We start from the raw sequence: 20,726 nt of genomic DNA, 5'->3' as shown, positions 1-20,726 counted from the left end.
CGGTCCTCCGGCCGGTGGGCATGCCCTCCGGCCGCACCCGGGAGTGGACATGCCCCGCGGTCCACGGGACATGTCCAGTCTTGGAACCCGGACGTGGGCAGGTTCTCCAGCGCCACGGGACATGTCCAGTCTTGGAACCCGGRCGTGGGCAGGTTCTCCAGSGCCACGGGACATGTCCAGTCTTGGAACCCGGGCGTGGGCAGGTTCTCCAGGGCCACGGGACATGTCCAGTCTTGGAACCCGGGCGTGGGCATGGTGGCATTGTGCCCAATGGCCGAGGCCGGGACTGGGCATGTCCCGCGAATTGCCCGGCCCCCGTGGGTGCCGCGCTGCGGACCCATCCCGGGGCTGGTGCCTGGGTCTGTTCCATGCGGTCGGGGGACATGTCCGGCCGTAACTTGGCGCGTGCAACATGCTCCCCGGGCCCAGGAGGACATGTCCAGCCTTGGCATTCCTGCAGGGGCATGTTCGCCGGCACCACGGGACATGTCCAGCCCTGGCGCCCAGGCGTGGGCATGGTGGCATTGTGCCCAATGGCCGAGGCCGGGACTGGGCATGTCCCGCGGATTGCCCTGCGCCCGCGAGTGCCGGCCGCGAAAATTGAGCATGTCCAGCGGCCGACACAGCTTAGGAGCCTGCGGGGTGCACCACGTACCCTTGGAGACTGTGAAGGTACTTGTCATCGGCCCCGGCGGCCGCGAACACGCCATTGTCCGATCCTTGCTTGCAGACCCCAACGTTTCCGAGGTCCACGCGGCCCCGGGCAACGCCGGGATCAGCGCGCTGGTCCCCACATATGCGATCGACGCGAACGATCCCGACGCCGTCGCCGCGCTGGCCGTCAAGCTCACCGTGGACCTGGTGGTGGTCGGTCCGGAGGCGCCCCTCGCCGGGGGCGTGTCCGACGCCGTCCGCGCTGCCGGCATCCCGGTCTTCGGCCCCAGCAAGGCCGCGGCCCAGCTGGAAGCGTCCAAGGCCTTCGCCAAGGAAGTCATGGCCGAGGCCGGCGTGCCCACCGCAATGGCCCGCGTTGCCTCCAACGCCGGGGAAGCCGCCGACGCCCTCGATACCTTCGGCGCCCCCTACGTCGTCAAGGACGACGGGCTCGCCGCCGGCAAGGGCGTCGTGGTCACCTCCAACCGCGACGAGGCCCTGGCGCACGCCCAGACCTGCTTCGACGCGGGCGGCACCGTGGTGATCGAGGAGTTCCTGGACGGACCCGAGGTCTCCGTGTTCGTCCTTTGCGACGGCACCAACACCGTGGCCCTGTCCCCGGCGCAGGACTTCAAGCGCATCTTCGACAACGACGAAGGCCCCAACACCGGCGGCATGGGCGCTTACACACCCCTGGAGTGGGCCCCCGAAGGCCTCGTGCAGGAAGTGATCGACCGCATCGCCCAGCCCACGGTCAACCAGATGGCGCACCGCGGCACCCCGTTCGTCGGCGTCCTCTTCGTCGGCCTCGCCCTGACCTCGCGCGGGACGAGGGTCATCGAATTCAACGTCCGGTTCGGCGATCCGGAAACCCAGGCCGTCCTCGCCCGGCTCAAGACGCCCCTCGGCGGGCTGCTCATGGCTGCCGCCAAGGGCGAACTGGATAAGGTGCAGCCGCTGCGCTGGTCCAAGGACACGGCCGTCGCCGTCGTCGTGGCCGCCGAAAACTACCCTGACACCCCGCGGACCGGCGACCGCATCCGGGGCCTGAAGAAAGTCGACGCCCTGGACGGCGTCCACGTGATCCACGCCGGCACCAAGCTCGACGCCGAGGGCAAGGTCGTCTCTGCCGGCGGCCGCGTCCTGGCCGTTGTGGCGCTGGGTACGGACCTCGTGGAGGCCCGGGAACGGGCGTACGACGGCGTCGAGCTCGTCCAGCTGGACGGCAGCCAGTTCCGCACCGACATCGGCGGCAAGGCCGCCCGCGGCCAGATCCGGGTAGCCGCGCCGGGAACCCCGGCCGCGTCGAAAGCGAAGGCATGAACGTGACCGAACCCGCAGCGCCGACGCCCGGCACCCAGCCCAGCACCACGCCCGTGACCACGCCTGAGACCCGGCCCAAGGGCGGGCTCGACACCGCCACGCAGGACCTGCCGGGCTGGCGGCACGTCTACTCCGGCAAGGTCCGCGACCTCTACGTCCCCGCGGACCCGGCCGTCACGGAGCACTTCGGCCAGGACTGTGTCCTGGTGGTTGCCAGCGACCGGATCAGCGCGTTCGACCACGTCCTGGCCAGCGAAATCCCGGACAAGGGCCGCATCCTGACCCAGCTGAGCCTGTGGTGGTTCGACCAGCTCGGCGTTGCGCACCACGTCCTCGCCTCCACGGCCGACGGCGGTGTTCCCGCCGCCGTCGAGGGCCGGGCGATGATCTGCAAGAAGCTGGACATGTTCCCGGTCGAATGCATCGCCCGCGGCTATCTCACCGGCACCGGGCTCGCGGAGTACCGCGAGTCGGGCACCGTGTGCAGCATCCCGCTGCCCGCCGGCCTGGTTGACGGGTCGCGGCTGCAGGAGGCGATCTTCACGCCGTCGGCCAAAGCCGAGGTGGGCGAGCACGACGAGAACATCACCTACGACGCCGTCGTGGGCCTCGTCGGTGCGGACGTCGCGGCGGATTTGAGCAGGCTGACACTGGAGATCTACACCAAGGCCGAGGAAATCGCGCGCGGCCGCGGCATCATCCTGGCCGACACCAAGGTGGAGTTCGGCCTGGACGCGGCGACCGGCGTCATTACCCTGGGCGACGAGGTGCTGACCCCGGATTCCTCACGGTTCTGGGACGCGGCCACGTACCAGCCAGGGCAGGCGCAGCCGTCCTACGACAAGCAGTATGTGCGCGACTGGCTGACCTCGCCGGCATCGGGCTGGGACAAGGCCTCCGACACACCCCCGCCTGTCCTTCCGGCCGACGTCGTGGCGCGCACGCGCAGCCGCTACGTGGAGGCCTACGAGAAGCTCACCGGCCGGACGTTCGCCTAGCCCGGCCGCACCCGGCCCGGTCCGGGCGGGGCTAGGCTTCCGCGGAAGCGGCCTCGGCCCGGCGCTGGGCGAGCTTGATCTCGAGCACGGCGTCCAGGGCCTGCTGGACCCGGTCCGAGGCGCCCGCCGCGCTGAACTCCTTCTGCGCTTCCTCAAGGTACACCAGGGCCTCCGCGGACTCCCCGGCAGCCTTGAGCGCCTTCCCCAGCAGCAGGGAGACCTCGCCGGCGGTGTGCCGGGCCAGTGCCTCCCGCTCGGCATGGATCTCGCGCAGCTTCTGGACGGCGGCCACGATGTCGCCGGTGAGGTAGAGCCAGCGGGCCCGGATGAAGGCGACCTCCAGCTGGTCCGTCTTGTTGCCGCCGACAATCGAGAGGGCCAGTTCGGCGCGCTCGATCGATGACAGCGTCTCGGGCTCGACGATTCCCGAGGACAGGCGGACGGCGGCCGAGGCCTTGTTGAACCGGGCCCACAGGTCGATGTCGTTGGCCGGGGAGAGCAGCCGGCCGGCCCGCTCGTGGTACTTGATCCCCTCGGGGTAGTCGTGGCGCATGAAGGCCACGTTGCCGATCACCCAGGCCACCTCGCCGGCGAGCTGGGACATTGAGTGGTCGTCCATCTGGTCGTTCATGGCCTGGCAGTACTCCCAGGCCTCATCGAGCCGGCCGCTCTCAGCCAGGGCGCCGATCAGGGCACGGAGGGCGCCGATGATCATGGTCGAGCCCTTGGGCAGCTCTGCGCAGAGCCGCACCGCTTCCTGCGCATGCTCGACGGCGGCGGTCAGCTGGCCCTGCCCCTGCGAGGCTGCGGCGAGCATCTGCTGGGCCCGGACGCCGAGCCCGGCCGACTCCGCGGCCATCGGGTGCTCCAGAAGATTCTGGACTACGTCCTTGCACTCCTGCCAGAGGCCCTGCTTGATCAGGCACTCGGCCTGCATATACGTCATGTTCCACCACGCGCTGGTGTTCCTGGCCTCCAGAGCGATCTTGGCGGCGGCGGCGGCGTGGGTGGCGGCCACGGGGTAGTCCCGGAGGTCCCAGGCCTGCCGGGCATACAGCCCCGCGAGCACGTATTCGGCGTCGCTGGTGGACACCGGCTGGCTCCAGGCCTCGAGCGCCTTGGGGGCAAGTTCAAGCCGGTGGGCCAGCTCTTCGATGACGTCGGCCGTCGGCTCGCGGCGCCCGGTTTCCAGCAGAGAGATGTAGCTGGGGGAGTACAGGTCGCGGCCCAGCTCCGCTTGCGTCAGGCCCCGTTCGAGCCGTTCCGCGCGGAGCTTCTCCCCAAATCCGTTCCCCACGGATACCTCCTAATTCCGGACATTCTTTGTACTAAATGCTTGACAGTCTCTGTGGAAACCATTTTACAATGTGTGTCAACAAGGGTAGTACTGACTTGGTTAAGGACCCCAACGCATATTGAGGAACTCTATGTTGAAGAAGATTGCAGCCGGCGCCGTCTTGGCGGGCGCACTGGCATTCTCCGCCGCGGCCCCGGCCGTGCTGTCCGCTGCTTCACTGACCGATGTCTCAGACGTTGCCGCCGTCGGCAACTGGCCCGACCCCATGCGCACGGCCCAGGCGGTGGGCAACTGGCCCGACCCCATGACCCACTCACTGAACGTCGGCAACTGGCCCGACCCGATGTAACAGCCCCGGTCTAGCGGGCCCGGCGCAGCAACGGCCGGCTGCCTGTGGAACGAATGTCGGCACAGCCCCGGGAGATTTTCTCCCGGGGCTGTGCTGTGCCCGGCGCCGAGTTGTGTCCGGGGCCGAGTGGTCTCCGGGGCGCCCCGCGCCGGATCGCCGCCGGGAGACGCGCCGGTGACGCCCTGAAATCGTGCCGGACATACAAAAGAGGACCCTCCGCGTGGAGGGCCCTCTTTGTGTTTGGTCGGGATGACAGGATTTGAACCTGCGACCTCGTCGTCCCGAACGACGCGCGCTACCAAGCTGCGCCACATCCCGATCCGCTGCTACAAAAGCAACTTCACAAGAGTATCCGATCATGGCCCCGGATGTGAAATCGGGCGCCGGCCGGACGCGTCCCGCCGTCGTCCCGGCCGGTCTCGGCAGGAGCTGTTCAGACCAGCGAGTCTTTCCAGGCGCCGTGGAGCCGGGCGAAGGCGCCGCCGTCGCCGATCAGCTGCTCCGGGGTGCCGTCCTCGACGACGCGTCCGTCGTGCACCACCAGGACCCGGTCCGCCGTCTCCACGGTGGAGAGCCGGTGGGCAATGATCAGCGCTGTCCGCCCGGCGCCGGGGGCCGCGGCCGGGCCGGGGGCAGCGACGCGCTGGCCGCCGGTCGCCTGTCCGCCGGACGGCCGCTGGCCGGCCTCCCGGGTGCCCTGCAGCAGCCCCGCGAGGCCCTGCTGGACCATGCGCTCCGACGGGATGTCCAGCGAGGACGTGGCCTCGTCCAAGATCAGGACGGCCGGGCGGGCCAGGAAGGCGCGGGCGAAGCTGATCAGCTGGCGCTGCCCTGAGGAGACGCGGCCGCCGCGCTTGTTGACGTCGGTGTCGTAGCCGTCCGGAAGTTCCATGATGAAGGCGTGCGCCCCCACCGCCCTGGCCGCGTCCTCGATCTCCCCGCGCGAGGCTTCGGGCCGGCCCAGGGCGATGTTGTCCGCCACTGAACCGCTGAACAGGAAGGCCTCCTGGGTGACCATCACGACATTCCGGCGCAGGTCCTCGGTGGTGAGCTGGCGCAGGTCCACGCCGTCGAGGGTCAAGGACCCGGCCGAGACGTCGTAGAAGCGGGCAATCAGCTTCGCGAGGGTGGATTTGCCGGCCCCGGTCTGCCCGACGAGCGCGACCGTCTGGCCGGCGGGGATGTGCAGGTCCAGGCGCGGGATGACGACCGGGCCCTCGCCGTAGCGGAATTCGACGCCGTTGAAGTCGATGCTGCCCCGCGCGTGGGGCAGGGCCGCGGGTGTTTTCGGCGGCCGCACCGTGGGGACCTCCTCGAGCAGGCCCGAGACCTTTTCCAGGGCCGCCTGGGCGCTTTGGAAGGAGTTGTAGAACATCGCCATCTGGTCCACCGGCTGGAAGAAGCGCTTGGCGGACAGGATCAGGGCCAGGAGCACGCCCACCTCCAGGTCGCCGCTGAGGACCCGGAAACCGCCGGTGAGCAGCACGAGGGCCACGCACACGTTCCCGATCAGCACCAGCCCCGGCTGGAAGATGCCGTTGAGGTTGATGGAGCGGACGGTCGCGCGCCGGTAGTCCTCCGACAGTTCGGCGTAGCGCCCGGCATTCTCGCGTTCCTTCCGGAAGGCCTTCACGGCGCGGATCCCGGTCATGGTCTCCACGAAGTGCACGATCAGCCGGGCCGAGACCACCCGGGATTCGCGGAAGGCGATCTGGGAGTGCTTCTGGTACCAGCGGGCCAGGAAATACATCGGCACGCCGGCGGCCAGCACCAGCACGCCGCTGCGCCAGTCCAGGGCGAACACGGTCACGGCGGTGAAGGCCATGAACAGTGTTCCCGAGGCCAGCGAGCTCACGCCGGAATCCAGGAGTTCGCGCAGGGCCTCCAGGTCCGACGTCTGCCGGGCGATGATGCGCCCCGAGGTGTATTTCTCGTGGAATTCCAGGCTCAGCCGCTGCGTGTGGCGGAAGACCCGGACCCGGAGGTCCAGCAGCATCGCCTGGCTGAGCCGCGCCGTCGAGGTCACGTACAGGGCCGTCAGGCCGGCCGCCACGATGGCCGCGGCAAGGTAGGCGACGCCGGCGAGCACCAGGGGAAGGTTGTTGCCGGCGCGCACGGCGGGCAGGGCGTGGTCGATGCCGAAGGCGATCAGCGCCGGCCCGGCAACGCGGGCGGCCTGGGACAGCACGACGGCGCAGATCGTCAGCCAGAAACGGGCCCGGACGGGGCGGATCAGGGAGCCCAGAAGGGTCAGGGAACGCCGCCGGACGGCCTTGCTTTCGTTCCTGGTGAGGTGCGCGTTGTCCTCATTGGCGGTGCCGAACGTGGCGCTGCTCATCGGGAAATCTCCTCGGACTGGTCCTCGAGGGCGGACAATTCTGAATCCAGGTCCCGCGGTTCCGGGTCCAGGCTGGCGATCACGTAGCGGTAATGGCTGTTCGTGGCGAGCAGTTCCGCATGGGTTCCGACGGCGGCGATCCGGCCATCCTCGAGCAGGGCCACCCGGTCGGCCAGCGCCACCGTGGAGGGCCGGTGCGCCACGATCAGCGTGGTGGTGTCCGCGAGGACCTTGCGCAGCCGCGCCTCGACGAGCACCTCGGTGTTCACATCCAGCGCCGAGAGCGGATCGTCCAGGACCAGCACGGCCGGTTTCGCGGCGATGGCCCGGGCCAGGGCAATGCGCTGGCGCTGGCCGCCGGAGAGGCTGAGGCCCTCCTCGCCGATCAGCGTATCCACCCCGTCCGGCAGGGAGTAGGCGAAGTGGGCCTGGGCGACGTCGAGGGCTTCTTCCAGGGCCGCGTCGCGGCCTTCCGCCGATCCGGCGTCGGGCGCGCCGAGCAGGACGTTGTCCCGGACGGAGCTGGAGAACAGCGTGGTGTCCTCGAACGCCACCGCGACCACGGTGCGCAGGTCCTCCACGGCGAACTCGCGCAGGTCCACCCCGTCGATGGTGATGGCACCGCCGGTGACGTCATAGAGGCGGGGGACCAGCTGGATCAGGGCGCTTTTGCCGCCGCCCGTGATGCCCACGAGGGCCATGGTTTCGCCGGGGCGGATGTCCAGGGTGATGTTCTTGAGGATCGGCTTGTCCGGCGCGTCCTCGAACGCGAACGAGGCATTGCGGAAGCTGAGGGCACCCTTGAGGCCGGCCGGGCGGCGGGGCTGGTCCGGGCTGGTGATTGTGTTCTGCGCGTCCATGACCTCGAAGTGCCGGTCCACCGCGGACTTCGCGGTGAGGGCCATCGCCAGCAGCATGCCGCAGAACTCGACCGGCGCGGCAACCACGGCGGCGGTGGCGAAGAAGGCCACCAGGGAGCCGATGGAGAGCTGGTTTGTGGATGCCAGCAGGATGCCGACGACGAGGCCGGCGCCGAGGGCGAGCTCGGGCAGGAGCGTCACCACCAGGCTGAAGGTGGCCAGGTGCTTGGCCTTGGCGATCTCGGTCTGCCGGAGTTCCTCGGCCTGTTCGTTGAAGTTCTCCAGCGCCTCGCGGCTGCGGCCGAAGGCCTTCAGGACGCGGATGCCGTGCACGGATTCCTCGACCGTGGTGGCGAGGTCCCCGGCCTGGTCCTGGCTGCGGCGGGCCACCTTGCTGAACCGGGTGCGGAAGCGGAATCCGTAGATCATGATCGGCACGGCGGCGGCCAGGAAGATCAGGGCCAGCTGCCAGCTCATGGCAAACATCACCGCGACGCCGATCACCACGGTGAGCGTGGTGACCACCAGCATGATGGCGCCGAAAGCCATCCAGCGGCGCAGGAAGTTCAGGTCCGTCATGGCCCGGGACAGCAGCTGCCCGGAGCCCCAGCGGTCGTGGAAGGCGACCGTGAGGTCCTGAAGGTGCCCGTAGAGCGAGACCCGCATCCGGGTCTCGACGGTGGTGGCGGGATTGATGACGAACTGCCGGCGCAGGGCCACGAGGCCCGCCTCGGCGATGCCCAGGACCAGGATGATGAGCGAGGCGGTCCAGACGGCTTCCGCGCTGCCGCCGGGGGTCAGGGACTCGTTGACCAGCACGCGCAGCACCTGCGGGATGGCCAGTGCCATGACGCTGGCCAGCAGTGCGCAGAGCAGGCCCAAGACCAGCCGGGGCAGGATTGGCCTGACGTGCGGGTAGAGACGGCTGATGGAGGTGAAGAATGAAGTCTGCTTGGCCATGCCTGCTTCTTAAGACGCCCGTGCATAGATCGCACCGTTGAATGTAGTTTCCTGTAGCAACTACCCTAGGCCATCGGGTGACCGGATTCACACGTTGTTCAGAGCTCCCAGCATCTCGCCCAGTCATTACGATCCGCAATGGGGTACGGGCGGCGGGGGACCCCGGGACATGTCCAGTGGTGGCCGAGTCCGGGGGGCATGTCCGGTGGTGGCGGCGAGTCCGGGGGGACATGTCCAGTGGTGGGGCCGAGCCCGGCGGGACATGTCCAGTGGTGGCCGTGGCGGGTGGGCATTGTGGGTCTATGCCCATTGCTCGCGGCCAAGGGAGGGCATATCCCGTGGGCGCGGGCGCGAGGGGAGGGCATGTCCACCCGCCAAACCGGAGGACCCGCCGGACCGGAGGACCCGCAGGTCGAGGATGACGGGCAGGACTGGCTGCGGCCAGGCCTAGGCGCGGGAGGTCAGTGTGAGCAGAACGGCTTCGGGCCGGCAGGCGATGCGGACCGGGGCGAAGCGGGACGTGCCGATGCCGCCCGAGACGTTCACCGGCGTCGTCCTGCCATTGCTTTCCCAGGTGTGCAGCCCCCGGGCGCGCCAGGAGGGCAGGTCGCAGTTCGTGACCAGGGCCCCGTAGCCCGGGACGCAGATCTGGCCGCCGTGGGTGTGGCCGGCCAGGAGAAGATGGGCGCCGGCTTCGGTGAAGTGGTCCAGGACGCGCTGGTAGGGTGCGTGCGCGACGGCGATGCGCAGGTGCGGGTCGGCGTCCCGGCCCTTGGTGCCGCGCGGCCAGCCCGCGTACCGTTCAAGGCGCAGGTGGGGGTCGTCGACGCCGGAGAAATCGAAGCGCATGCCCTTGAGCACAACGGACTGGCAGCGGTTGGTCAGGTCCAGCCAGCCGGACATGCCGAACTCGGAACGCAGCCGCGGCCAGTCGAGCTTTTCCGGGTCCTTGCGCTCGCCCGAGGGCCCGAACAAATATGACGCCGGGTTCTTCAAGCTCGGGCCGAAGTAGTCGTTCGAGCCGGGCACAAACACGCCCGGGAATTCCAGCAGGGGCCGCAGGGCCGCCACGAGGGGTTCCACGCCTTTGGCATGGCTGAGGTTGTCGCCCGTGTTCACCACGAGATCCGGCTGCAACTGCGCCAGGGAGGACAGCCACCGCGCCTTCCGGTCCTGGCCCGGAACGAAGTGGATATCGGACAGGTGCAGGATCCGGAACGGGCCGAACCCGGCCGGCAGGATGGGGAGGGTTTCCTCCCGGAGCATGAACTGGTTCTTCTCCCACAGCCCGTAGCCGGTGGCGGCCGCCCCTGCCGCCGTTCCGATCGCGGCGGTCACGGCAAAGCCGCGTCCGATGCTTCGGACGCGGCTCGCCAGATCATTGCCCAGGGTCATCGGCTACTTCTTGCCGGACGACTTCGTAGGCGCCGGCGCCGGGTCGGCGGACGGTTCCGAGGACGGTTCCGCGGCCGGCTCGGTGCTCCGGCTGGTCGGGATGGAGATCCGCGGCGGTGCTACCGGGGTCGGGGCGTACAGCATGTCCGACGGCGGAGCCGGGAACGGATCGGTGCCGTAGGCCGGCGCCACCTGTGCCATGTAGTTCGAGAACTGCGGACCGGCGATCATGTAACCGTCGATGCCCTTGTAGAAGTTGCCGTTGATCGTGACGTTCTGCCCGGCGCGCAGCTGGTCGCCCAGGGGATCGCCAAACCAGGTGGCCGTCGCCAGGCCGCTGGTGTAGCCCGCCACCCAGGTGGAGCTGTTGTTGTCGTTGGTGCCGGTCTTCGCCGCGATGGGGAAGGTGGTCTTGGTCGATATCCGGGGCACGATGAGCGCGCCCGAACCGCGGTTGAGCACTTCCTGCATGGCGTAGGCGACGCCGTGGGCCACCTCGGGCTTGACCGCGTCCCTGCAGTTCGGTGACTGGGCCGGCAGCTGGGCGCCGGTTGCGTCCGTTACCGACTCAATGGCCATCGGTTCGCAGTACTTGCCGTTGTTGGCGAAGGTGGCGAATGCGCTGGCCATGGTCAGCGGCGCGGTCTGGCGGGAGCCGATCAGGCTGCTCAACCGGGTCATCGGAACCTTGGGGTTGGGATCGTCACCGTTCGGGCTCGGCAGGCCTTCGTGGATCCCGACGGCATCCACGATCTTCTGGATCCCGCAGAGGTCCACCTGGGCGGCAGAGGCGAACGTGATGGTGTTGATGGAGTTCGCCAGGCCGTCAAGGACCGACATGTACTTGTAATGGTTCTCGTCCGCGTTCTGCAGGTCGTGGCTGCCGGGGACGGTGTCGTCGTACGAGTCGGTCGTCGGTGTGGGGCAGGTGTTCTTCCACGGGAAGCCGGGGGGGTATCGGCGCACGGCGCCGTTGAGCTGCGTGCTCATCGACTTGCCCTCATTGAGCCACTCCGCGAACGTGAACGGCTTCATGGTGGAGCCAGGCTGGAAGCCACCGAGGCCGTTGAGGTCATTGCCCTTGGCGTCCTGCACGTCCACGTTGAAGTTCTGTGTCTGGTCGAACTTGCCGTCGGCCGGGAACCAGACGGTGTTCTGGGCCATGGAGACGATCTTGCCCGAGCCCGGCTGCACGGACACCAGCGAGGCGCCCCACTTGTCCGGGTTCGCGCCGGCCGACCCGTCCACCTGGGCCTGGGCCACGGACTGGGCCTTCGGATCCAGCGTGGTCTTGATGGTCAGGCCGCCGCGGAAAATCTTCCGCTCACGCTCGGCAGCGTCGGCCCCGTAGGCCGGGTTGTTCAGGAGCAGGTGGAGCACGTAGTCGCAGAAGTACGGCGCGGTCTGTGAATAGGCACAGCCCTGCCGGGGCTGGGTGACCTTGGTCTGCACCGGCGTCGCGACCGCTGCGTCGTAGTCGGCCTGCTTGATCTTGCCCTGCGTCAGCATCGCACGGAGCACGAGGTCGCGGCGGACCTTGGCGTTCTCCGGATTCGTGATCGGGTCATAGTAGGACGGGCTGTTCACGACGCCGGCCAGCAGGGCCGCCTGGGGCAGGGTCAGGTCCTTGGCCGTGGTGCTGAAGAAGAACTTGGACGCGGCTTCGATGCCGTAGGCGTCCCGGTTGAAGAACACGATGTTCAGGTAGCCCTCGAGGATCTGCTCCTTGGTGAACTTCTTCTCCAGCGCGATGGCCAGCTTCATTTCACGGAGCTTGTCCCCGACGCCCTTGTTGACGCCGTTGAGGAGGACCTCGTCGCCCTTGCCTTCGGCCTCCAGCGAGGAGTTGATGACGTTGTTAACGTACTGCTGCGTGATCGTGGACGCACCCTGCTTGTTGCCGCGGGCGGTGCTCACGAGGGCGCGCAGGATGCCGGTGGTGTCCACACCGCCGTGCTCGTAGAAGCGGCTGTCCTCGATGGCGATGATCGCATCTTTGATGTGCGGGGACATCTGGTCCAGCGAAACACGGGTGCGGTTTTCCGCGTAGAGGTTGGCGATCGGGCTGCCGTCGGACGCCAGGATCGTGGTCGACTGGCTCGGCGGATCGACCTTCAGCTCTGCGGGGAGAGTGTCAAAGAACTGAATCGAACCGCTCGCCGCGCTGCCCGAAACGGCCGCCGCGGGGACCAGGAGGCCCGCCACCAAGACACCGCAAATAGCGCTCACGCCCAGGAAAAGAAAGATCTTTCCGAGGGTGGTGGCCGTGTCGAATAAAGGGTTCTTGCCAGTCGCCATGTTTTCCACTTTACCGGCAACGACTAGGCTTTATGTCATGACCAAATGGGAGTACGCCACGATTCCGCTCATTATCCACGCCACAAAGCAGATCCTGGACCAGTGGGGCGAGGACGGCTGGGAGCTCGTCCAGGTTGTTCCGGGACCCGATGGAAACGGCCTGGTTGCCTACCTGAAGCGGGAGAAGCAGTAGCCATGAGCACCCCCTCAGAAGCCGTTCCGGCCACGCCGGGCGGCGCCGAAAACATCTCCGAAAACACGGCCGGCGCAGAGAGCCGCACGGGCGGCGCGGGCGCGTCGTCCGCCGTCGAACAGCGCCTCGCGGAGCTGGGCCTGACGCTCCCCGACGTCGCGGCTCCGGTCGCGGCGTATGTTCCCGCCGTGATTTCCGGCAACCACGTCTATACCTCCGGGCAGCTGCCGTTCATCAACGGCAAGCTCGAGGCCACCGGAAAGGTTTCCACCGGTTCGGCGGGCGCCTCCGACGAATCGACGGTGTCCCCGGAAGACGCGAAGGCCTACGCTGCCGTCTGCGCCGTCAACGCCCTGGCTGCCGTCAAGAGCGTGATCGGCGACCTCGACCGCATCACGCGGATCGTCAAGGTTGTCGGATTTGTTTCCTCCGACCCTTCCTTCACCGGGCAGCCCGGTGTCATCAACGGCGCCTCGGAGCTGCTGGGCCAGGTCCTCGGCGACGCCGGCCAGCACGCGCGTTCCGCCGTCGGCGTATCGGTCCTGCCACTCGACTCGCCCGTCGAAGTCGAATTGATCGCTGAATTCGCCTAGTAGACCGGTTACTTCGTTGCCTCAGTTAGAACGCCGCCTGTTTGTCCTGCCCCCAGATCTTGAGGGGGCAGCGCGCAGCTGGATTGAACACGGTGAGCGGACGCCCCGCGCGCCCCGTTTTGCCTCCTCGGTAATCCTCCTGCGGGATTCGCCCACGGGCCTGGAGACCTGGCTCGGCTACCGGACGGGATCCTCCCCGCTCGGTGTCCTCGCCTTCCCCGGCGGATCGCTGGAAGCCTCCGACGACGACGCCGTCGGCTGGCTGGGCCCCTCACCCCAGCACTGGGCCGAGCAGATGGGGACGTCCGACGTCGGGCTGGCGCGCCGACACGTCATCGGTGCCATCCGTGAACTGTTTGAGGAGACCGGCATCCTGCTGGCCGGCCCCGACCTGTCCACCACGGTGGAGCTGACCTCCAGTGCCGAATGGATGCGCGCCCGCGAAGCTGTGGCCGAGCAGGAGAAATCCTTCACCGACCTGCTCGCCAAGCGGGGGCTCTCGCTGCGCACTGACCTGCTCAAACCCCTGGTGAACTGGCTGAGCCCCGATTTCGCGCACCGCCGGTTCAACACCCGGTACTTCGCCGCGACGGTGCCCGTGAACCAGCAGCCCTCGCTGCTGGCCAGCAAGGGCGTCTGGGGCCGCTGGGTGTGTGTCCGGAAGGTTGTGCTCGAGCGGGAGACCACCGTGCTGGGTGACGAGGTGGGGCAGGAGAACACCGTCGGCCGGACCCTGGGCGAACTCCTGGTCCCCGGCTCAGAGATCATGCTCGAGAAGATGGCCAAGGCCAACGGCTGCATCGCCTACCTCAGTTACAAGCGCAAGGCCCACGTCTACCAGCCGAAGCTCGTCGAGGAAGACGGCCGGCTCATGCTCGAAGTCGAAGCAGCCAAAACGATCGCCGGCGAACCGCAGCGGGAACGCTAGGCCACGGGGCGCCGACGCCACGGAGGCCAGGCTTCGGGCTGGCGGCCGGTTAGGGCTTGAGCGGGGAGCGCGGGCAATCCCGGGACATGCCCCGCCCTGCTCCTCAGCACTGGACATGTCGCTTCATGCCGCGCGCCGGCCCGGGACATGCCCCGCCCTGCTCCTGAGCACTGGACATGTCCCTTCTTGCCGCGCCCTGGCCCGGGACATGCCCTCCGTTGGCCCTGGCCCGTGGACATAGTGGCGTTATGTCCAGTCCTCGCGTCCGGGGCTGGAGATGTCCCGTCTTGGCGCGTGCCGGCCCGGGACATGCCCCGCTCTGATCCTCAGGACTGGACATGTACCGCGGACAACCAGCCGGGACCGCCGACAGTTAACGGCAGAAGGCCGGTCCCGTTTCCGGGGCCGGCCTTCGTGGTTGCTGCTGGGGATCCCTAGCGGGAACGCTGGCGCAGGCGCTGCATGTCAAGGATGACGACGGCCCGCGCTTCCAGGCGCAGCCAGCCGCGCTGCACGAACTCAGCCAGAGCCTTGTTGACCGTTTCACGGGAGGCGCCGACCAGTTGGGCGAGCTCTTCCTGCGTCAGTTCGTGGGCGACCAGAACTCCGTCGGTCGCCGGGCGGCCGAAGCGGTCGGCCAAGTCCAGCAGCGCCTTGGCCACACGGCCCGGCACGTCGGAGAAGACGAGGTCGGAGAGGGAGTCGTTCGTGCGGCGCAGGCGGCGTGCCAAGGCCTGCAGCAGCTGGGCCGAAACCTCGGGGCGAGTGCGCAGCAGCGCGTTGAGGCTCTCGTTCTTCAAGCCGGCGAGACGCGTCTCGGAAACGGCAGTGGCCGTGGCCGTGCGCGGGCTGGGATCGAAGAGCGCCATTTCGCCGAAAAGTTCGCCCGGGCCGAGGATGGCCAGCAGCGATTCGCGGCCGTCCGGCGACGTGCGGCCGAGCTTCACCTTGCCGGAGACAATGAAATAAAGCTGGTCACCCTGATCGCCTTCCCGGAATACCGAGGCACCGCGTGAAAGGTCCACCTCGGTAAGTTCGTCCGTCAGCAGACGGAACGCCTCGTCGTCGAGCGTGGCGAAAAGGGGTGCGCGGCGCAATACCTCGATATCCATGAAATCTCCTGACTAGCTGTGTCGGCTGGGGCGCTTCAGCCATTCTTTCAGAATTTTGGAGCTTCTGTGACGTAGTTGGCACGGAAACGCCCGAAGGGGCCGAAAGCGCACGGCTGGGAAAGTCCGCGCAGATCCCTGTGCAGGCTGGCGGCCGGTCGGCAAACGTTCAGCTTACACCGGTACAATCGTCGCTGAACTGTCTGTGAGGAGCCCCGGTGTTTGGCTTGACCATTTTGGACCTGGTGTTGGTTGTGGCGCTCTTGTCCTACCTGATCCACGGCCTTCGCAACGGCTTCCTCGTGACGCTCGGAGGCATCGCGGGATTCGCGGCAGGCGCCGTCGCCGCATTCGTCTCCGTTCCCATCGTCAGCGGCCTCGTGGAGGACAGCGGCTGGCGCCTGACCGCCATCGTAGCCACCGCGGTCCTCCTGATGATCGTAGGCAACGGCCTTGGCACCATGATCGGGCGGCGGATCCGCAGTGTGGTCCCCTTCAGCCCCCTGCGGGCGGCGGACCGCCTCGTGGGCGGAGGCGTGAACGTGGTGGTGTCGGCCCTCGTGATGTCGATGCTGGCGTTCAGCATCGGGGCCCTGGGCGTGCCCTTCGTATCCCAGCAGCTCGCGGAATCCAAAGTCATCAGGTTCATCGACGGCGTGACGCCGATGCCGGTCAAGGCATCGATGGCCCAGCTGCGCTCCGCCGTGATCGGCGAGGGCATCCCCACCCTGCTGGACGGCTTCGGCCAGAGCCAGCCCGTTGCCGTTCCGGACACCAGCACGGACACGCCGGCGCTGAACAAGGCCGCCGCGTCAGTGCTCAAGATCGCCGGAACCGCCTACCAGTGCGGCCAAAACCAGACCGGAACAGGCTTCGTGGTCGCCCCCGGGCGGGTGGTGACCAACGCCCATGTGGTCGCCGGGGTCGACGAACCGGTGGTGGAGACGCCCGGCGGCCGCGCACTGCCGGGGCGCGTGGTGTACTTCGACGCCCAGCACGACCTCGCCGTCGTGGCCGTTGACGGCCTGCGCTCGGAACCCCTCGCGCTGGCCGCTGACCTGCCGTCCGGCAGCGCCGCGGCCTTCGCCGGCTATCCGCACGGCGGGCCCTTCCAGTCCAAACCGGCCACAGTCCAGGACATCGCCACGGTGCTGGTCCCGGACATCTATGGCAAAAATGCGTCGCCCGAGGACGTCTACCGGCTGGCGGGCGACGTGCAGCCGGGCAACTCCGGGGGCCCGCTCCTGACCATGGACGGGCAGGTGGCGGGGGTGGTCTTTGCCAAGGCCACAACCGAGTCCTCGCTCGGATTTGCGATCACCATGAATGACCTGAGCCCCGTGGCGGCCCAGGCGCCGGGTCTGGGCAGCGCCGTCTCGTCCGGACAGTGCATCAAGAAATAGCCGGACCGCCACACTGGCTGGCGCACTCAGGCTGGCGCCGCGCTCAGGCTAGAGCCACTCCAGGCTCTGCCCGTGCGGGCCCGTGATGGCCGTCGGCTGGCCGTCCTGCAGCAGCAGGAACCGGCCGCGGAGCCGGGCGTCATCCATTTCCGGGACCACACTGGACCCGTCCGCCTGCGCAACCACCATGTGGCCTTCGTTCGAGAGCCAATGGCAGCCCCGCTCCGCGGCAAGATCCGCCATGGTGCGCCGGAACCGGGCGCGGCCGCCGGCATCCAGGTACGCCATGACGGCGCTGTGGAATACCACCAGGACGGCGTCGGCAGGGGCGCGGCCGGCGAGTGCCACAAGTTTTTCGTTGAGGTCGCCGGCCACCAGCAGCGGCGGCCGTTCCCTGGCAATGGCGATCGCCTGGCGCAGCCGTTCAAGCCGGAACTCCTGCTCCGGCCAGACGAGGGCTTCGAGCCAGGCGACGTCGTCCGGGTTGCGCACGTCCAGGGGGTTGAGATCGATCCCGGCACGCCAAGCCACCCGGGGAATTTCCGCCGGCAGCGGCACCGGGCCCGAGGTGACGCAGCGCAGGACCGGAAACGTGCCAGGCTGGGCGCCATCCGGAACCAGCCGCGTCGTCCTTGCTTCCGCCGCCAGGCCCGCCCCCGGCTCATCCGGTCCGCCGGCCCCAGCGTCAACAAACTCGTAGCCGTAGCGGTCAGGGAACAGGGCCAGCCCGGCCGAGGCGCCCACCTCGATGAGGGCCAGCGGCCGGCCCTCCATTGCGGAAATCTGCGCGAGTGAGGGCAGCAGGGTGGCGCAGCGTCCGGCCTCGTTCGTCTGCGTGGACCGGGACAGTACGATTTCCGAGACCGCTGCCCAGTGACTGTCCAGGAATTTCCGGAAGTCGCGGTAGGGGCTGACCTGCGCGCCCAGGAAGCGGGCCGCGGCGAGGATCAGCAGCGGCTGGCGCTTGTTGTGCGGCCACTGATCGATCCGCCGGATCAGCTCGGCGTCCCCGGCGATCCCCACGGCCCACTCGGCATAGCAAGGGGAGGAAGCAAGCGCGTCGGTCGTGCCGAAGTGCCGGTACCACTGCGCCGTGTCCGAAACAGTGTCCGACGCCGTGCCCGCGGCCGGCCGCGCAACCGGTCCCGGATTCCCGGACGGATCTGCGGCAGGATCCCCGGACGCTTCCGACGCCGCCGCGGGTTCCACGGGGGACATGCTCAGTCCTCGGCCGCGTGCAGCCCGGCGAGGTATTCCACCGCGAAGCGGTAGCCCAGGATCCCGGCGCCGGCGATCACGGCCTTGCTGATGTCCGAAAGGTAGGAATGGTGCCGGAAGGGCTCGCGGGCGTGAACATTGGTGATGTGCACCTCGACCGTCGGCAGGGCAACAGCGGAAATGGCGTCCCGGATGGCCACGGACGTGTGCGTGTAGGCCCCGGCGTTGAGCACGATTCCCACCGCCTTCCCGCGTGCGGCGTGGATGGCGTCCACCAGGGCGCCCTCGTGGTTGGACTGGAAGCACTCGACGTCCAGGCCGTGCGCGGCGCCGGCGTCTTTGGCGAGCTGCTCGACGTCGGCCAGCGTCGCCGTCCCGTATTTCTCCGGCTCGCGGGTGCCGAGCAGGTTCAAATTGGGTCCGTTGAGGACCAGAATGGTGCCGCGGCCTGCGCCGCTGGCGGGGGTGGCTTCTGTCATGTCTGCAAATCTATCCCGCCCGCGGCCCGTGCGCGCTGTTCGTTACTGCCACACCGTGCGCCGCCGGATCGGTTGCCCGCCGCCGCGGCGACCGACAGGACCAACGCCGACGGCGCCGCCGAACCCATATCGGACGAGCCGGCTATTTCTTCAGCGACTGCGCAATCTGGGCCATGACCGTGTTGTCCGCCAGGGTGGTCGAGTCGCCAACTTCGCGGCCTTCGGCGACGTCTTTGAGCAGGCGGCGCATGATCTTGCCGGACCGGGTCTTGGGCAGTTCCGGGACCACGAGGATGGTCTTGGGTTTGGCGATCGGGCCGATCTCCTTGCCCACATGGTTGCGGAGTTCCTGGACGATCGCGTCGCCGGAGTCCACGGCGTCGCCGCGCAGGATCACGAAGGCGACGACGGCCTGGCCGGTGGTCTCGTCCGCGGCGCCCACGACGGCTGCTTCCGCCACCGCGGGGTGGGACACCAGTGCGGACTCGATTTCGGCGGTGGAGAGGCGGTGGCCGGAAATGTTCATCACGTCGTCGACCCGGCCCAGCAGCCAGAGGTCGCCGTCCTCGTCCTTCTTGGCGCCGTCGCCGGCGAAGTACATGGTCTCGAAGCGGGACCAGTACGTTTCCTTGAACCGCTCCGGGTCGCCCCAGATCCCGCGCAGCATGGCCGGCCACGGTTCGCGGATCACCAGGAAGCCGCCGTGGCCGTTGGGTACGGATTCGCCGAGTTCGTCCACGACGTCCACTGCGATGCCCGGCAGCGGGACCTGGGCCGAGCCGGGCTTGGTGGCCGTGACGCCGGGCAGCGGGGCGATCATCTGCGCCCCGGTCTCGGTCTGCCACCACGTGTCCACGATCGGCGCGGGGTTTTGCTTCCGCTCGCCGTTCTTGCCGGCGTTGCCGCCGATGACCTCGCGGTACCACATCCAGGCTTCGGGGTTGATGGGTTCGCCGACGGAACCGAGGACCCGGATCGAGGAGAGGTCGGACTTGGCCGGGATGTCGTTGCCCCACTTCATGAAGGTGCGGATGGCGGTGGGGGCGGTGTAGAGGATGGAGACCTTGTACTTCTCCACGATCTCCCACCAGCGGCCCTGGTGCGGCGAATCCGGGGTGCCCTCGTACATGACCTGGGTGGCGCCGTTGATGAGCGGGGCGTAGGCGACGTAGGAGTGCCCGGTGATCCAGCCGACGTCGGCGGTGCACCAGTAGACGTCGGTCTCCGGGTGGAGGTCGAAGACCGCCTTGTGGGTGTAGGCGCCCTGGGTGAGGTAGCCGCCGGTGGTGTGCAGGATGCCCTTGGGCTTTCCTGTCGTGCCGGAGGTGTAGAGGATGAACAGCGGGTGTTCGGAGTCGTGCCCGACGGCGGTGTGCTCGGCCGACGCGGTCCCCACGGTGTCCGCCCACCAATGGTCCCGGCCCTCGTGCCAGTCCACCTTCTGGCCGTTGCGCTTGACCACCACGACGTTCTGCACGGTGTGCCCGCTGCCGTCTCCCTCGTGGGACAACGCGTCGTCGACGGCCGGCTTGAGCGCGCTGGGCTTGCCGCGGCGGAAGGTGCCGTCGGCCGTGACCACGAGCTTGGCCTCGGCGTCGTCGATCCGGGAGCGCAGGGCCTCGGCGGAGAAGCCGCCGAAGACCACGGAATGGATCGCGCCGATCCGGGCGCAGGCCAGCAGCGTGATGACGGCCTCGGGAATCATGGGCAGGTACACGGCCACGCGGTCGCCCTTCGCCACGCCCAGGGACTCGAACGCGTTCGCGGCCTTCTTCACTTCCTCGGTCAGCTGCGCGTACGTGTACGTGCGGGTGTCGCCGGGCTCGCCCTCGAAGTAGATGGCCACCCGGTTCCCGTTGCCGGCCTCGACGTGCCGGTCCAGGGCGTTGTAGGCCGCGTTGACCTCGCCGCCGACGAACCACTTCGCGAACGGCGGGTCGGACCAGTCCAGCGCCTGGCTGAAGTCCTTGGACCAGCTGAGCAGCTCGCGGGCCTGCTTCGCCCAGAACGCAGGACGGTCGGCGTCGGCCTCGGCGTACTCGGCGGCGGTGACCACTGCGTTCGCGGCGAACTCGGCCGACGGCGCAAACCGGCGGTTCTCCTGGGACAGGTTTTCGAAGGCATCGCCCTGGGGCGCCTGCATTGCGGTGGATACGGGAGTCTGCTGGGACATGGTGAACCTCATCATTCATCGATCCGTGCTGCGCGGACGTTCGTGGTGCCTCCGCGCCGGGCCGCATGCGCGACGTCGGGCGGCGGCAGACCGCGGCAGTGCCGCTAGCGCTGTCTGGAATCAACACTAATACGTGGGTCCGACCAAACGTGCGCCCC

16 protein-coding genes and 1 tRNA gene are annotated in these 20,726 nt (G+C 68.4%); 7 read left to right on the top strand and 10 right to left on the bottom strand.

Annotated features, from left to right (window positions below; all coding sequences use genetic code 11):
• Nucleotides 1–666: 666 nt before the first annotated feature.
• Complete coding sequence (purD, locus tag AC1DXI_RS15240; protein WP_476939321.1) at nt 667–1,977, top strand: phosphoribosylamine--glycine ligase; 1,311 nt, start codon at nt 667–669, stop codon at nt 1,975–1,977.
• Nucleotides 1,974–2,975, top strand: a complete 1,002-nt coding sequence (locus AC1DXI_RS15235) for a phosphoribosylaminoimidazolesuccinocarboxamide synthase (RefSeq protein WP_476939320.1) — start codon at nt 1,974–1,976, stop codon at nt 2,973–2,975. Before purD ends, AC1DXI_RS15235 begins: the two co-directional genes overlap by 4 nt.
• A gap of 31 nt (nt 2,976–3,006) precedes the next feature.
• On the opposite strand, the gene AC1DXI_RS15230 is transcribed toward AC1DXI_RS15235, so the two are convergent.
• Entirely contained in the window at nt 3,007–4,272 is a 1,266-nt protein-coding gene (locus tag AC1DXI_RS15230) for a helix-turn-helix domain-containing protein (protein WP_018776167.1), read from the bottom strand.
• Between the two features lie 130 nt (nt 4,273–4,402).
• Here AC1DXI_RS15230 and AC1DXI_RS15225 point away from each other — a divergent pair, with 130 nt between their 5' ends.
• The gene (locus AC1DXI_RS15225; protein ID WP_018776166.1) at nt 4,403–4,621 is read left to right on the top strand and encodes a hypothetical protein; all 219 of its coding nucleotides are present in this window, start codon (nt 4,403–4,405) and stop codon (nt 4,619–4,621) included.
• 241 nt (nt 4,622–4,862) lie between these two features.
• Here AC1DXI_RS15225 and AC1DXI_RS15220 read toward each other — a convergent pair.
• The 5 genes from AC1DXI_RS15220 to AC1DXI_RS15200 form a co-directional block, all read right to left on the bottom strand.
• A tRNA-Pro gene (locus AC1DXI_RS15220) sits at nt 4,863–4,939 on the bottom strand.
• Between the two features lie 115 nt (nt 4,940–5,054).
• Nucleotides 5,055–6,959, bottom strand: coding sequence for an ABC transporter ATP-binding protein (locus AC1DXI_RS15215; RefSeq protein WP_476939319.1), 1,905 nt, complete (start codon nt 6,957–6,959; stop codon nt 5,055–5,057).
• Complete coding sequence (locus AC1DXI_RS15210) at nt 6,956–8,779, bottom strand: ABC transporter ATP-binding protein (RefSeq protein WP_476939318.1); 1,824 nt, start codon at nt 8,777–8,779, stop codon at nt 6,956–6,958. The genes AC1DXI_RS15215 and AC1DXI_RS15210 overlap by 4 nt, the downstream gene beginning before the upstream one ends.
• Before the next feature lie 447 nt (nt 8,780–9,226).
• Nucleotides 9,227–10,174, bottom strand: a complete 948-nt coding sequence (locus AC1DXI_RS15205) for a metallophosphoesterase (RefSeq protein ID WP_476939317.1) — start codon at nt 10,172–10,174, stop codon at nt 9,227–9,229.
• A 3-nt stretch (nt 10,175–10,177) separates the two neighbouring features.
• The gene (locus AC1DXI_RS15200) at nt 10,178–12,472 is read right to left on the bottom strand and encodes a transglycosylase domain-containing protein (protein WP_476939316.1); all 2,295 of its coding nucleotides are present in this window, start codon (nt 12,470–12,472) and stop codon (nt 10,178–10,180) included.
• Nucleotides 12,473–12,509: 37 nt separating this feature from the next.
• Between AC1DXI_RS15200 and AC1DXI_RS15195 the strand changes: the two genes are divergently transcribed.
• From AC1DXI_RS15195 to AC1DXI_RS15185, 3 genes are read left to right on the top strand one after another with little or no spacing between them, the layout of a single operon-like run.
• The gene (locus AC1DXI_RS15195) at nt 12,510–12,665 is read left to right on the top strand and encodes a DUF4177 domain-containing protein (protein WP_009359196.1); all 156 of its coding nucleotides are present in this window, start codon (nt 12,510–12,512) and stop codon (nt 12,663–12,665) included.
• A 2-nt stretch (nt 12,666–12,667) separates the two neighbouring features.
• Nucleotides 12,668–13,258, top strand: coding sequence for a RidA family protein (locus tag AC1DXI_RS15190; protein ID WP_476939315.1), 591 nt, complete (start codon nt 12,668–12,670; stop codon nt 13,256–13,258).
• 16 nt (nt 13,259–13,274) lie between these two features.
• Complete coding sequence (locus AC1DXI_RS15185; protein ID WP_476939314.1) at nt 13,275–14,186, top strand: NUDIX hydrolase; 912 nt, start codon at nt 13,275–13,277, stop codon at nt 14,184–14,186.
• Nucleotides 14,187–14,620: 434 nt separating this feature from the next.
• Here the strand turns inward: AC1DXI_RS15185 and AC1DXI_RS15180 are convergent, their stop codons facing one another.
• A complete protein-coding gene (locus AC1DXI_RS15180; RefSeq protein WP_011693220.1) occupies nt 14,621–15,298 on the bottom strand; it encodes a Crp/Fnr family transcriptional regulator in 678 nt (225 codons plus the stop codon).
• A 215-nt stretch (nt 15,299–15,513) separates the two neighbouring features.
• On the opposite strand from AC1DXI_RS15180, the gene AC1DXI_RS15175 reads away from it, so the two are divergent.
• Nucleotides 15,514–16,698: a MarP family serine protease gene (locus AC1DXI_RS15175; protein ID WP_026539137.1), complete on the top strand. Its 1,185-nt coding sequence runs from the start codon at nt 15,514–15,516 to the stop codon at nt 16,696–16,698.
• Between the two features lie 48 nt (nt 16,699–16,746).
• Here the strand turns inward: AC1DXI_RS15175 and AC1DXI_RS15170 are convergent, their stop codons facing one another.
• From AC1DXI_RS15170 to acs, 3 genes are all read right to left on the bottom strand, one after another.
• Entirely contained in the window at nt 16,747–17,916 is a 1,170-nt protein-coding gene (locus AC1DXI_RS15170; RefSeq protein WP_476939313.1) for a DUF2332 domain-containing protein, read from the bottom strand.
• A gap of 2 nt (nt 17,917–17,918) precedes the next feature.
• Complete coding sequence (gene aroQ / locus AC1DXI_RS15165) at nt 17,919–18,395, bottom strand: type II 3-dehydroquinate dehydratase (protein ID WP_018776157.1); 477 nt, start codon at nt 18,393–18,395, stop codon at nt 17,919–17,921.
• Between the two features lie 142 nt (nt 18,396–18,537).
• Nucleotides 18,538–20,568 carry an acetate--CoA ligase gene (gene acs, locus AC1DXI_RS15160; protein ID WP_476939340.1) on the bottom strand — a complete coding sequence of 677 codons (2,031 nt, stop codon included), beginning with the start codon at nt 20,566–20,568 and terminating at the stop codon, nt 18,538–18,540.
• Between the last annotated feature and the right edge of the window lie 158 nt (nt 20,569–20,726).

It is taken from the genome of Arthrobacter sp. P1_H7, assembly GCF_056405215.1.
The sequence above is the reverse complement of the archived record's forward strand: the minus strand, read 5'-3'. Positions and strand labels throughout refer to the sequence as shown.

Excerpts from the sequence above, each read along its gene's own strand:
- AC1DXI_RS15235 (WP_476939320.1), top strand. The coding sequence starts at position 1,974 with ATGAACGTGACCGAACCCGCAGCGCCGACGCCCGGCACCCAGCCCAGC.
- AC1DXI_RS15225 (WP_018776166.1), top strand. The coding sequence starts at position 4,403 with ATGTTGAAGAAGATTGCAGCCGGCGCCGTCTTGGCGGGCGCACTGGCA.
- AC1DXI_RS15215 (WP_476939319.1), bottom strand. The coding sequence starts at position 6,959 with ATGAGCAGCGCCACGTTCGGCACCGCCAATGAGGACAACGCGCACCTC.
- AC1DXI_RS15210 (WP_476939318.1), bottom strand. The coding sequence starts at position 8,779 with ATGGCCAAGCAGACTTCATTCTTCACCTCCATCAGCCGTCTCTACCCG.
- AC1DXI_RS15205 (WP_476939317.1), bottom strand. The coding sequence starts at position 10,174 with ATGACCCTGGGCAATGATCTGGCGAGCCGCGTCCGAAGCATCGGACGC.
- AC1DXI_RS15200 (WP_476939316.1), bottom strand. The coding sequence starts at position 12,472 with ATGGCGACTGGCAAGAACCCTTTATTCGACACGGCCACCACCCTCGGA.
- AC1DXI_RS15195 (WP_009359196.1), top strand. The coding sequence starts at position 12,510 with ATGACCAAATGGGAGTACGCCACGATTCCGCTCATTATCCACGCCACA.
- AC1DXI_RS15190 (WP_476939315.1), top strand. The coding sequence starts at position 12,668 with ATGAGCACCCCCTCAGAAGCCGTTCCGGCCACGCCGGGCGGCGCCGAA.
- AC1DXI_RS15180 (WP_011693220.1), bottom strand. The coding sequence starts at position 15,298 with ATGGATATCGAGGTATTGCGCCGCGCACCCCTTTTCGCCACGCTCGAC.
- AC1DXI_RS15170 (WP_476939313.1), bottom strand. The coding sequence starts at position 17,916 with ATGTCCCCCGTGGAACCCGCGGCGGCGTCGGAAGCGTCCGGGGATCCT.
- aroQ (WP_018776157.1), bottom strand. The coding sequence starts at position 18,395 with ATGACAGAAGCCACCCCCGCCAGCGGCGCAGGCCGCGGCACCATTCTG.
- acs (WP_476939340.1), bottom strand. The coding sequence starts at position 20,568 with ATGTCCCAGCAGACTCCCGTATCCACCGCAATGCAGGCGCCCCAGGGC.